General features: G+C 60.9%; 9 protein-coding genes. 5 read left to right on the top strand and 4 right to left on the bottom strand.

The features are described from left to right. Nucleotides 1-87 precede the first annotated feature (87 nt). On the bottom strand, nucleotides 88-1,023 hold the full coding sequence (locus ABV408_RS15255; RefSeq protein ID WP_353979752.1) for a LysR family transcriptional regulator: 936 nt from the start codon (nucleotides 1,021-1,023) through the stop codon (nucleotides 88-90). Between the two features lie 108 nt (nucleotides 1,024-1,131). On the opposite strand from ABV408_RS15255, the gene ABV408_RS15250 reads away from it, so the two are divergent. Beyond that, entirely contained in the window at nucleotides 1,132-1,944 is an 813-nt protein-coding gene (locus ABV408_RS15250) for an NAD(P)H-dependent oxidoreductase (RefSeq protein ID WP_353979751.1), read from the top strand. 57 nt (nucleotides 1,945-2,001) lie between these two features. On the opposite strand, the gene xseA is transcribed toward ABV408_RS15250, so the two are convergent. Together xseA and ABV408_RS15240 are read right to left on the bottom strand one after the other, a co-directional pair. Continuing rightward, complete coding sequence (xseA, locus tag ABV408_RS15245) at nucleotides 2,002-3,384, bottom strand: exodeoxyribonuclease VII large subunit (RefSeq protein WP_353979750.1); 1,383 nt, start codon at nucleotides 3,382-3,384, stop codon at nucleotides 2,002-2,004. A 69-nt stretch (nucleotides 3,385-3,453) separates the two neighbouring features. Continuing rightward, complete coding sequence (locus ABV408_RS15240; RefSeq protein ID WP_353979749.1) at nucleotides 3,454-4,233, bottom strand: sulfite exporter TauE/SafE family protein; 780 nt, start codon at nucleotides 4,231-4,233, stop codon at nucleotides 3,454-3,456. Nucleotides 4,234-4,465: 232 nt separating this feature from the next. On the opposite strand from ABV408_RS15240, the gene guaB reads away from it, so the two are divergent. The 4 genes from guaB to ABV408_RS15220 all read left to right on the top strand — a co-directional run bounded on the left by guaB (nucleotide 4,466) and on the right by ABV408_RS15220 (nucleotide 11,873). Next, a complete protein-coding gene (guaB, locus tag ABV408_RS15235) occupies nucleotides 4,466-5,935 on the top strand; it encodes an IMP dehydrogenase (protein ID WP_035477352.1) in 1,470 nt (489 codons plus the stop codon). Between the two features lie 171 nt (nucleotides 5,936-6,106). Continuing rightward, entirely contained in the window at nucleotides 6,107-7,681 is a 1,575-nt protein-coding gene (guaA, locus tag ABV408_RS15230; protein ID WP_353979748.1) for a glutamine-hydrolyzing GMP synthase, read from the top strand. 184 nt (nucleotides 7,682-7,865) lie between these two features. Continuing rightward, nucleotides 7,866-11,639 carry a DNA-binding protein gene (locus tag ABV408_RS15225; RefSeq protein ID WP_353979747.1) on the top strand — a complete coding sequence of 1,258 codons (3,774 nt, stop codon included), beginning with the start codon at nucleotides 7,866-7,868 and terminating at the stop codon, nucleotides 11,637-11,639. 72 nt (nucleotides 11,640-11,711) lie between these two features. Further along, on the top strand, nucleotides 11,712-11,873 hold the full coding sequence (locus ABV408_RS15220) for a hypothetical protein (RefSeq protein ID WP_353979746.1): 162 nt from the start codon (nucleotides 11,712-11,714) through the stop codon (nucleotides 11,871-11,873). Nucleotides 11,874-12,021: 148 nt separating this feature from the next. Here the strand turns inward: ABV408_RS15220 and ABV408_RS15215 are convergent, their stop codons facing one another. Then, the gene (locus tag ABV408_RS15215; RefSeq protein WP_353979745.1) at nucleotides 12,022-12,369 is read right to left on the bottom strand and encodes a hypothetical protein; all 348 of its coding nucleotides are present in this window, start codon (nucleotides 12,367-12,369) and stop codon (nucleotides 12,022-12,024) included. Nucleotides 12,370-12,444 lie beyond the last annotated feature (75 nt).

Raw genomic sequence — 12,444 nt, 5'->3', positions numbered from 1 at the left:
GTTGGCCGCCGGCGTCTCTTGATGCTTCACGCCATATCTCTCTTTACGCCTCCTGCTCTACGCCTCTCGTTCTACGACCCTCTCACGCTAAACACCGCTTTCCGGCCCAGCCGGCTGCCCCGAGGCAGCCTGAACCAGATCCGCGAGGCGCTGACGCAGCCAGCGCTGTAGCGGGTGGGTGGTGGTGCGCTCATGCCACAGCAGGGCCATGTCGAAGCCGGGCACGATCAGCGGTGGCGCCAGCCGCTGCAGTTGTTCGGCTCGCCCGACTGTAACCCGCGAGGGCACCAGGGCGAGCAGCTCGCTGCGCGCCACGATCTCCGGAACGACCAGAAACCCCGGCGCCGAGAGCGCCACACGGCGCTGCCGGCCGATCGCCGCCAGGGTGTCGTCCACCGGCCCGCGGAAGCCACCACCCTGGGGCGAGACGATGACGTGCTCTAGCGCGCAGAAGGTGTCGAGATCGAGCGGACCGCTCACCTCGGGGTGCCCGGCGCGGGCGATGGCCACGTAGTGCTCGTGGTAGAGCCTGCGCATGCGCAGGGTCTCCGGGGCCATCTCTGGCATCGTCAGCGCCAGGTCGACCTCGCCGCGGGCCATCTGCGCCGCCAGCGCGGTATGGTCCAGCGTGCGCCAGGCGATCGTCAGCCCAGGGGCCTCTTGGCTCAGCGCCAGGGCCAGCGGCAGCAGCACCGCGTACTGCACGTAGTCGCTGGCGGCGAGGGTCACCGTGGCGCGGGCGGTGGCAGGGTCGAAGGGGCTGGTGCTGGCCACCACCTGGCGCACGCTCTCGAGCGCGGCGTGCAGCGGCGCCTGCAGCTCCAGCGCGCGCTGGGTCGGGATCATGCCGCGCGGGGCGGGCAGCAGCAGCGGGTCGCCCAGCAGTTCACGCAGCCGGGTCAGGCGGGTGGAGATCGCCGGCTGGCTGAGATGCAGGCGCTGGGCGGCGCGGCTGACGTTACGCTCCGCCAGCAGGGTATCCAGGGTCACCAGCAGATTGAGATCCAGTCGCTCGATATCCATTCGGTTTATACCTGGTCATAAAATATCCGATTTCAAAGATACCAGAGCCGGCGGCAAGATCGTGGTCGAACCCCTCGCTAGCGGGGCGCCACTCATAAGGTATTGACCATGTCCCATATTCTGATCATCCACGCCCACCCCGAACCGCAGTCACTGACCAGCGCGCTTAAAGACCTGGCGGTTGCCACTCTCGAAGCGCAGGGGCACGAGGTGCAGGTCTCCGACCTCTACGCCATGCGCTGGAAGACACTCGCCGACCGCGAGGATTTCACCGAGACGTTCGATGCCGAGCGGCTGCGCTATATCGCCGAGTCCCGCCACGCCTACGCCAGCGATACGCAGACGACCGATATCGCCGCCGAGCAGCAGAAGCTGCTGTGGGCCGATGCGGTGCTGTTCAGTTTTCCGCTGTGGTGGTTCGGCATGCCGGCGATCCTCAAGGGCTGGGTCGACCGGGTCTTCGCCTTCGGCTTTGCCTATGGCGTGGGTGAGCATGGTGGCGAGCGCTGGGGTGACCGCTACGGTGAGGGCATGCTGGCCGGGCGCCGCGCCATGCTGATGGTACCGATCGGCGGGCGCGCACCGCACTACAGCGAGCGCGGGGTCAACGGCAGCCTGGAGGAGATTCTGTGGCCGATTCACCACGGCACGCTGTTCTATCCCGGTCTGACGGTCATGCCGCCGTTTCCGGTCTATTCGAGCGACCGCCTGGACGAAGCCGGCTGGCAGCAGGTCGCGTTGGACCTCGAGCGGCGTCTGGCGGGGCTGTTCAGCGATGCGCCGATTGCCTACCGGCGCCAGAACGGCGGCCACTACGACGGCGAGCAGCGGCTCAAGCCGGGGCTCGGCGCGGGGGAAGGGGGTACGCGTATCCATCTCGTGCAGCCGGGTGATCCGGCGCAGCGCCCGGCGCGTGTCTGACACGTCAGCGTGAGTGTGGGTTGGGGGCGAGGCGGGAGCCGCTGAAGAGGCGGCCCTTCAGCGCTTCAGGCGCCGCTTCACTTCCAGCTTCAGACGCCCTTCGCCGAGGCGGGCGGTGAGCGTCTGGCCTGGCTGGGTCTGGCTGGCGGCGCGGATCACCTGGCCGCTGTCATCCTGCAGGATGGCGTAGCCGCGCCCCAACACCGCCAGCGGGCTGACCGCGTTGAGCTCCCGCGCGACCCCTTCGAGCCGCTGGCGCTCCTGGCGCAGCCGCATCTGCTGGGCAGCTTCGAGGCGGGCCTGCAGATGCTCGACCCGCTCACGGGCCTGGCCCAGGGTGCGGCTGGGGTCGAGCAGGGTAAAGCGGCGCTGGGTGGCGTCGTAGCGCTGGCGCTCCTGCTGCAGGCGCTGGCGCATCGCCAGCCGCAGGCGCCGCTCCAGCCCGTCCAGATGCTGACGCTGCTGAGCCAGCCGCTCGCCGGGGTGGCGCAGCCGCGCGCGCAGATGGTCCAGACGCTGCGACTCGGCATCCGCACGCCGCTGCCAGGCGCGCACCAGCCGGGCGCGCTGCTGGGCCAGCCCTGCGCTCAGCTCGCGGCGGTCCGGCACCAGCCGCTCCGCTGCCGCCGAGGGGGTCGGCGCGCGCAGGTCGGCGGCGAACTCGGCCAGGGTGAAGTCCACCTCGTGGCCGATGGCGGCCAGCACTGGCAGGCGCGAATGAAAGATCGCCCGTGCCAGATGCTCGTCATTGAACGCCCATAGATCCTCCAGGCTGCCGCCGCCGCGGGTGATCAGCACGGCATCGAACGGCTCGGGGGCGCCCGGCGTCCGCTCCGCGACCGGCGTCTCGGCGTCCCGCCGCGCCTGGCGGTTGACCAGTGCGAGTGCACGGATCAGCGCCGGCGGCGCCTCGCGCCCCTGCACCGGCGTCGGGAACAGGCTCACCCGGGTCAGCGGCCAGCGCGCCGCGAGCACCGCCAGCACATCGCGGATCGCCGCGCCGCTTGGCGAGGTGATCAGCGCCAGATGGCGCGGCGGGTAGGGCAGGGCACGCGCATTGGCGAACACGCCCTCGGCCTCCAGCTGACGCTTGAGCCGCTCATAGGCCGCCATCAGCTCGCCTTCGCCGCTCGCCTGCACCGCATCGACGATCAACTGATAGTCGCCGCGCGGCTCGAAGATCGACACCCGCCCGCGCACCTTGATGCGATCGCCATCCTTCAGCGCCACGCGGGAGAGGCTGGCGCGGTTGCGGAAGAAGGCACAGCGCAGCTGCGCCCGGGCATCCTTGAGGGTGAAATAGAGATGGCCGGAAGCGGGGCGCGCCAGCCCCGAGATCTCGCCCTCGACCCAGCAGTCGCCGAAGCCGCGCTCCAGCATCTGGCGGGCCTGGCGGTTGAGATCGCTGACGGAGAGGGCCTGGGGCGTCGGGGCGGGCATGCGGGTTTCCAGCGCTCGGGGATGGCCCGGCAGCGTAACATGAAGGCCGCCACGGGCGGCAGCGAGGCGTTACAGCAGGGCGCTGCCACCCTCGATCACCAGCAGAATTCCGCCGAGCACGACCACGCTATCCAGTATCAGCGAGTGCGAGCGCAGCGAGAGCCGCCGCGACAGTCGCTTGGCGAGAAACGTACCGGGAACGGCGCAGGCGCCGATCAGCAGCGCCATCAGCCATAGCGCGGGCGGTAGCGCACCGGCAGCCTGGAACAGCGACACCTTGGCGATGCCCAGCACGAAGGAGATACCGGCGTCGGTAGCGATCACGCTGGCGCCGCTCAACCCCGCCGAGAGCAGCAGCGAGATCAGCACCACGCCGGAGCCCGAGGTGCCGCCCATCAGCAGCCCGTAGCCGCCGGCGCCCAGCGCCAGCCCCGGCTTGCCCAAGTGGCCGTGGCGTCGTACCAGCAGTGGCCGCAGCGGCACGACCGCTATCAGAAATAGCCCCAGCACCACGCTGATCATGGGCCCGGAGAGGCGGGTATAGCCGTAGGCGCCGAACAAGCAGAAGGGCAGGGCGAAGGTCACCACCCACAGCGCCCGGTTACGGTCGAACTGGTGACGAAAGGCGGCGACGCGGCTGGCGTTGGTGATCAGCGCCGAGAGACTGACCACCGGTACCACCGCTTCCGGCCCGATCATGGGTATCAGGATGGGCGGTAGCAGCAGCCCGGTGCCGTAGCCGCTGATACCGCCAATGAGCGAGGCGAGGAAAGCGGTGGCGGCGACGCCGAGATAGTCGGCCAGGGTGAGCGTCGAGTCGAGCATCGATGGAGACAGTAAACTCGCCATGAGGGATGTCCTCCCGAGGTGGCGCGGGGTGACCATGAGCCAGCGTTGGCACCATACGCCGATCTCCCGGCGAGAGGAATGTCAGGGCGACCGGGCATTGAGGCTCATCGACCAAATGACTATAATGCGCGATTAACTTTTCGCAGCACCCGCCGAGTCGTCAGTCCCCAGACCCGGCGCCGGACGGGCGTTGCCACCGGCCCCCACCACCTGCCAAATTGGGTTTCCGACTATGCTACGTATGGCGCAAGAAGCTCTTACGTTCGATGACGTATTACTCGTACCCCGCTACTCGGATGTCCTGCCCAGAGACGTCGACCTCAGATCCCGCCTGACCCGCAAGCTGACCCTCAACATCCCGCTGCTCTCTTCCGCCATGGACACCGTCACCGAAGCGCGCCTGGCCATCGCCATGGCCCAGGAAGGTGGCATCGGCATCATCCACAAGAACATGACCATCGCCCAGCAGGCGTCGGAAGTGCGCAAGGTCAAGAAGCACGAAAGCGTCATCGTCAAGGACCCGGTCACCGTGGGTCCGAACGCCAAGCTTCAGGACCTGCTCTCGATGGCCGACGAGTACGGCTACTCGGGCTTCCCGGTGGTCGAGGGCGAGACCCTGGTGGGCATCGTCACCGGGCGTGATATGCGCTTCCAGCCGGACCACAGCGACACCGTCGAAGCGATCATGACCCCGCGCGACAAGCTGGTCACCGTGCTCGAAGGCACCGATCTCGACACCATCAAGTCGAAGCTGCAGGAAAACCGCATCGAGAAGATCCTGGTCGTCGACAAGGACTTCCACCTGCGCGGCTTGGTCACCGTGCGCGACATCGAAAAAGCGCGCACCTACCCCAACGCCGCCAAGGACGCCGACGGCCGCCTGCTGGTGGGTGCCGCCGTGGGCACCGGCCCGGAGACCCCGGAGCGGGTCGCGGCGCTGGTCGAAGCCGGCGTCGACGCGCTGGTGGTCGACACCGCCCACGGCCACTCCAAGGGCGTGATCGACCGCGTGCGCTGGGTCAAGGAGCACTACCCGGAGCTGCAGGTGATCGGCGGCAACATCGCCACCGGTGAAGCCGCCGTGGCGTTGGCCGAAGCCGGCGCGGATGCGGTCAAGGTGGGCATCGGCCCCGGCTCCATCTGCACCACCCGCGTCGTCACCGGTGTCGGCGTACTGCAGATCACCGCGGTGGCCAACGTCGCCGAGGCGCTCGCTCCCTACGACATCCCGCTGATCGCCGACGGTGGCGTGCGCTACTCCGGTGATATCGCCAAGGCTATCGTCGCCGGCGCCAGCACCGTGATGCTCGGCAGCATGCTCGCCGGCACCGAAGAGTCCCCGGGCGAGGTCGAGCTGTTCCAGGGCCGTACCTACAAGGCCTACCGCGGCATGGGCTCGATGGGCGCCATGTCCCAGAGCCAGGGCTCTTCCGATCGCTACTTCCAGAGCAAGGACGAAGGCGTCGAGAAGCTGGTGCCGGAAGGGATCGAAGGCCGCGTGCCCTACAAGGGCCAGATGAGCGCTATCGTGCACCAGATGATGGGCGGCCTGCGCGCCTCCATGGGCTACACCGGCTGCCACAACATCGACGAGATGCGCACGCTGCCGGAGTTCGTCAAGATCACCGGCGCCGGCGTGGTCGAGTCCCATGTGCACGACGTGCAGATCACCAAGGAAGCGCCGAACTACCGGGGCGCCTGATCGTTGGTGATTCGGGAAACCTCCTGTGCATCGCTCGAAAGGTTTCCCGTCATGGCCGAGTGCCTCCTGCAGGGGCTCGGCCAGCGACACAGTTTCCAGCCACTCCCGGCTTTGTCAGCGGCGCCTAACAGCGCCGCTGCTCGTTTAAGACTCACACCCAGGGCTCATTCGATGACCGATATCCATTCGCACAAGATCCTGATTCTCGACTTCGGCTCCCAGTACACCCAGCTGATCGCCCGCCGCGTGCGCGAGATCGGGGTCTACTCGGAGATCCGCGCCTTCGATATCACCGAAGAAGAGATCCGCGAATACAACCCCAACGGCATCATCCTCTCCGGCGGGCCGGAGTCGGTCTCCGAGCTGGGCTCGCCGCGTGCCCCCGAGTGCGTGTTCGAGCTGGGCCTGCCGGTGTTCGGCATCTGCTACGGCATGCAGACCATGGCGGAACAGCTCGGCGGCGCCACCGAAGGCTCCGACAAGCGTGAGTTCGGCTACGCCCAGATCAACGTCTCCAGCGAAGACGACCTGCTCGGCGGCATCAAGGATCACGTCGGCCACGACGGCGGCGCGCTGCTCGACGTCTGGATGAGCCACGGCGACAAGGTCGCCCGCGCCCCGGCCGAGTTCACCGTGACCGCCTCGACCCCGAGCTGCCCGATCGCTGCCATGAGCTGGGCCGAGAAGCGCCTCTACGGCGTACAGTTCCACCCGGAAGTGACCCACACCCTGCAGGGCCAGCGCATCCTCGAACGCTTCGTGCTCGAGATCTGCCAGGCCGAGCGGCTGTGGACCCCGGCGCAGATCATCGAAGATCTGACCGAGCGCGTCCGCGCCCAGGTCGGCGACCGCCACGTGCTGCTCGGCCTCTCCGGCGGGGTGGACTCCTCCGTGGTCGCCGCACTCCTGCACAAGGCGATCGGCGAGCAGCTCACCTGCGTGTTCGTCGACAACGGCCTGCTGCGCAAGAACGAAGGCGACCAGGTGATGGAGACCTTCTCCCAGCACATGGGGGTCAAGGTGATCCGGGTCGACGCTGAAGACGAGTTCCTGACCAAGCTCGGCGGTGAAAACGACCCCGAAGCCAAGCGCAAGATCATCGGTAACACCTTCATCGACGTCTTCGACCGCGAAGCGGCCAAGATCGACGGTGTCGACTTCCTCGCCCAGGGCACCATCTACCCGGACGTGATCGAATCCGCCGCCAGCAAGACCGGCAAGGCCCACGTGATCAAGTCGCACCACAACGTCGGCGGCCTGCCCGAGACCATGAAGCTCAAGCTGGTCGAACCGCTGCGCGAACTGTTCAAGGACGAAGTGCGCAAGCTCGGCCTCGAACTCGGCCTGCCCTACGACATGGTCTACCGCCACCCCTTCCCGGGGCCGGGCCTGGGCGTGCGTATTCTCGGCGAGGTCAAAAAAGAGTACGCCGACATCCTGCGCGAAGCCGACGCCATCTTCATCGAAGAGCTGCACAACGCCGACTGGTACCACAAGACCAGCCAGGCCTTTGCCGTCTTCCTGCCGGTGAAATCGGTCGGCGTGGTCGGCGACGGCCGCCGCTACGAGTGGGTCATCGCCCTGCGCGCCGTGGAAACCATCGACTTCATGACCGCCCGCTGGGCTCACCTGCCGTACGAGTTGCTCGAAAAGGTCTCTAACCGCATCATCAACGAGATCAGCGGCGTCTCCCGCGTGACCTACGATGTCAGCAGCAAGCCGCCGGCGACGATCGAGTGGGAGTGATTTTCTAAAGGTTCAAGGCTCACTGTCGTTATGCGTTAAAAAGCCCGCCATCGAGCGGGCTTTTTGCTTGCTTTCTTGCTCAATGAGACGAAGTCTGGTAACAATTATTAAATTGCTTTTTCTAATGGCGTGGCTGCGTCCCGTAAGCATGCAGGGGTGCTGTTAATAAAAGGCGGTGAGCCAGATGCGATTTTTAAAAGGCGGCGGATGTTTTTTTGTGTTTAAGCTGCAGGGGTTTTTGAGTGTTTTGAAAAAACCGCTTAATGTTGGTTTTTTTAGGTTGTATGGGAATAGAGAGTTTTCTGGCGAAGAATTGTTTGGCTCTGTTTATAAAAAATCTTGGAAGCTTGATGCTTTGACTCCCGAGTATCTTGAATCTGAGCATGAGGGATATGTTGAGACTATAGAGGCTGCTCTTGGAAAAAGCCATATACGGAACATAGCATTATCTGGGAACTATGGTGTCGGCAAGAGCAGTATATTAGGGGAGGTCGCGAGACGCCAGAAGGGGCGTATTGTTGAACTTTCGTTGTCGACGCTCGCGCCGATCGAAGAATCCAAGATTGATGATTCGGTACCTATTCAAGCGACGACACCGACCAACCGCATCCAGCAGGAAATCGTCAAGCAATTACTATACAGGGAAGATCCTAATAGGATGCCGGCCTCTCGTTTTCGACGGATCGAACGCTTTCGTTTGAAACATGAGACGGTAAGTGCGTTGCTGCTAGGGGGCGTTATAGCTATTATTTTCTTGTTAACAGGATGGACCGTAGAGATCGCCACTGCGTTAACTGCTCAGAGTGATATAGGCGTCTGGACTCATTTTATGGCAGCCGGCGTTGCGGCGATAGTTTTGCTGCTGGCTCGCTGGTTGTATCATGGGCGGCTTCATATCAAACAGCTTTCGGCGGGCTCGGCAACTGTCACTCTTGATGACAATTCCGTATCGTATTTCGATCAATATCTTGATGAAATTGTCTACTTTTTTGAGGTTTCAGGCCGGGATGTCGTGATCTTCGAGGATATTGACAGGTTCGATGATTCTCATATTTTTGAAACACTTCGTGCACTGAATACGTTGCTTAATGCCTCGCCGCAGATCAATAAGCCTATTCGTTTTATATATGCTATAAAAGACAGTATTTTCGATAATATGGGTCTAAGGTTAGAGGGGCGAAAGTTTGAGTCGAGTGTGTTCAAAGTCAATGACCCGGCACAATCCGAGAGTATGCGTGCTAATCGCACAAAATTTTTTGATCTGATTATTCCGGTGGTTCCTTTTGTCACGCATCGGAGTGCTCGTAATATAGCAGTTCAGTTGCTTGGCAAGATCGACCACAAGGTAGAGCCAGAGTTGCTAGATTTGTCTGCGCAATATGTGCCAGATATGCGACTCTTGAAGAATGTTTGTAATGAGTTTGTTGTTTTTCGGGATCGAATATTCTCTGGTGACGGGAAGCAGCTCAATCTCAGTGAGACTGAGCTATTCGCGATGATGCTCTACAAGAGCACGCACCTAACAGACTTCGAAACCATCCGGCTCGGCACGAGTAAATTAGATATACTTTACAAGGTCAGTCGTGCGCTTGTGGCCGAAAACATCAAACGAATCGAGAGCGAGCTGCGCGTGCTTCGTCAGCGAGCTACACTGATCGATAGAGAGACTACACGAAGTGCAATTTTAGGTGAACGCTTGATTGCACACGTGCAGCGAACGGCAGAGGCAGTAGGCTACTCGACGCATAACGCAACGTTCTCTTTCGACCGGGCTAGCCGGTCAACGGAGGACCTTAAAGGAGCAAGCTTCTGGGCAGACTTTGCTAAGGCAAAGGAAGATGAGGCTGTGTTGAAGTGGAACGCTGCTACTAACTACGGTCGGGTCTCTTTGACGTTCAGTCGGAAGAACCTTGCAGCAGCTCTTGACGATACGTTGGACGCCGAGAGATGGGATGAAGCTGATCGTAAAGCGCTGAATGAGCAGATTGATGAGCGAACTGAAAATATCAGATTCCTGCGGAGTGCCGATCTCGATGATCTCGTAAAGCGACCGGAGTTCCTTGTGGTGTATAAGGAGGAAAAGCAGTCTTTGGAGTCAATCGCAGAGGCGCTCTTGACTTTGGGTTTGGCTTGTCAGCTTGTCCGTGCCGGATACCTCAATCGTAATTTTACACTGTATACGTCCACGTTCCATGGCAATCGTGTGAGTCCGGCTGCGACAAATTTCATCATTCATCACGTTGAAAGAGACTTGATGGATGAATATTTTGAACTTGCTCCGGATGACGTGGATGCCGTTGTTCGTGAACGAGGCAAAAATGGGTTAAAGGAACCAGCGCTATACAATATTGCCATTCTTGACCGTCTTTTAGTGACTGATGTTAATGCGGCCGATATAATGACTCGCTCCTTGGTCGGCCTCGGGCTGAGTCAGAAAAGGTTTCTGCAGGCGTATCTGACTGCAGGGGAGCAGCGCCGGAGATTCTTGGAGCGATTTACGGGAGCTTCCACGCAAGTTCTCATCTATCTTGTGAGCCAAGCTGAGTTAGATGAATCTTCGAGAATAGAATTGTTAGACGTTGCCCTTGCGCATCTTCCAGAGTCGAAGCGACGAACCGATGTCGCGGTGTCTGAATACCTGGCGGCGCACTACGCTGAGTTCTCTGTACTTACGTCTGATGCGACTACATCGACCCTGGCAGAACCTATCGGCGCGCTCTTTGCAGATGCAAGTGTCATTCTGCCTAGTTTGGAGGTGCTTGGTCGATATGTTCGGCCGTCATTCGTATCGCGCAACTTGTACAAGATTACGCACAAGAATCTCTCTATTGTCATTGATAATAAAGTAACGGTGGCGCTCGACGTCATTCGTGCAGCCAATAAGACGGTTTACGCTTATGTGCTTAGCCATTTGCAAACGTACTTGGATGCCGTCGAGAATGCTTCTGCGACGATCGATGCAAGCGAAAACTTTATTGCTGTAATAGAGGATGTGCTCGAGCAAGCATCATCCTGTCTCGATGATGTTGTTGAACGCGCGTCTCCAGCTTGTGAGCTTGCAGACATCGCTGAGGCGCCTGAAGGGGTATGGCCGGCATTGCTCAAACACAAGCGAGTTCCAGCAACTTTCAACAACGTAAGCCGCTACTTCGTGGCTCTTGAGTCGGTGGATGCTCCACTAGGGAGGCTACTATCCGCTGCCGGAAAAATTTCAGAGACCGGTGTCGCTGATGAGGAGTTAAAGCCTGACTTGGCAATTGCTATTTTGGCGGCGACTATTTATCTTCCATCCGCAGCGCTACGTGCGGGGCTGGTGGCGAGTTTGAAGCTAAATAAACACCTCGATGTCGAGAATGTTAAGGTTGAGAAAGGTGATCTTTTTGCATTACTGCTGAAGCACGACATCATTGCGGACGAAGCAAAGTCCTACGAACATCTGGCAGCGACTGATTGGCCGACACGCAAGGGATTCATCCGCGAATCGAAGGATTTCTTGAGTTATATGACGCCAGAGCTAGTGAAGGGTGATTTGGAATTTCTTCTCAGCAGCAGTGAAATTAGCTCGGCAGTCAAAGTCACGGTTGTCGAACAGTCGGTAGAGTATGCTGAAGTGGCCGGGCCGAAAGGGCTTGAGGAACTAGCTCGATATGCTGCTCAAAATGAGCACGAAATTCCATCAAATATTGTGCAGCGGATGGCGGAGAAAGGCGTTGCATCGCAGTATGTTGTAAAACTACTCAGTTGTCACATAGGGTCGATCAGCAGTGACCAGCTTTTTATAGTCTTGCAGGCATTGAGTGGAGACTATCCAAAGCTCACTGAGGTTGGGCACGATAAACCTCGCATCCCCAATACACCTTTCGACCGTGCGCTGCTTGAGCGCCTCAAACTGGAAGGCATCGTTGGAAAGTATGATGATCAAGAATCACCGATCAAAGTGAATAAGAAATACAAGTGAGAAGGTCCTGAACAGACTCTGCTGCTGACGTTTTTAATTGCGAGAGACGGCGTACTAGGCATCGCCGATGCCGTGTCCGAGCACAGCACGCCGGACTGTATCTGCGGCGCGTTCGATGGCCGCACCCCGGAGGTGTATTACTACGCAGGGGAGGACCATGTCCTGAGTAGTGAGGCGGAAAATACCCACCACACCCAACTGCTCGACTTCTTCGCGCGCCATCTGGTGGGGTGAGTCTTGCCCCGATGCAGGGGCCGAGCGGGCCACGCACAGATTATCCGTGAGCAGGCGCCGCTGATGATCAGGCGCAAGGCATACCAACGAAAACGGCCAGGCATATCGATGCCTGGCCGTTTTGCATTACGAGCGATGCAGGGCGAGATCAGCGTACGATGCTGACCGGGCCGTGGTCGTCGCAGTGGTTGCCATGCGGGTGGTGCAGGTGGCCATTGACCAGATAGTCGACATGGTCGCCATGCGGCACGGCTTCATGGCCGCAGTCCGGGCCGTGCACGTGGTCGGCGGCATGGTCGCTGCAATGATGATTCGGGGTGCAGGCTTCCGGGTTCTGATCGGAGACTTCGATCACGTGCTCGTCGATGTGATCACCGTGCGGATGATGCAGGTGACCATCGTGTAGATAGTCCACATGGCCGTTGTGCTCGACCTGGGTGTGACCGCAGTTCGGGCCGTGTTCATGCGGGTGGTTGTCGTGCGTGTTGCAGCTCATCGTCGACTCCTGTGTCAGCTTGCGTTAGAGGGCTTGCATGAGAAGGGCAGTGGGTGGCGCTTCAGCCCGAGCGAG

Source organism: Salinicola endophyticus, assembly GCF_040536835.1.
GTDB classification, from domain to species: Bacteria; Pseudomonadota; Gammaproteobacteria; order Pseudomonadales; family Halomonadaceae; genus Salinicola; species Salinicola endophyticus_A.
Note: the sequence above shows the minus strand (reverse complement) of the source record. Positions and strands in the feature narration are given on the sequence as shown.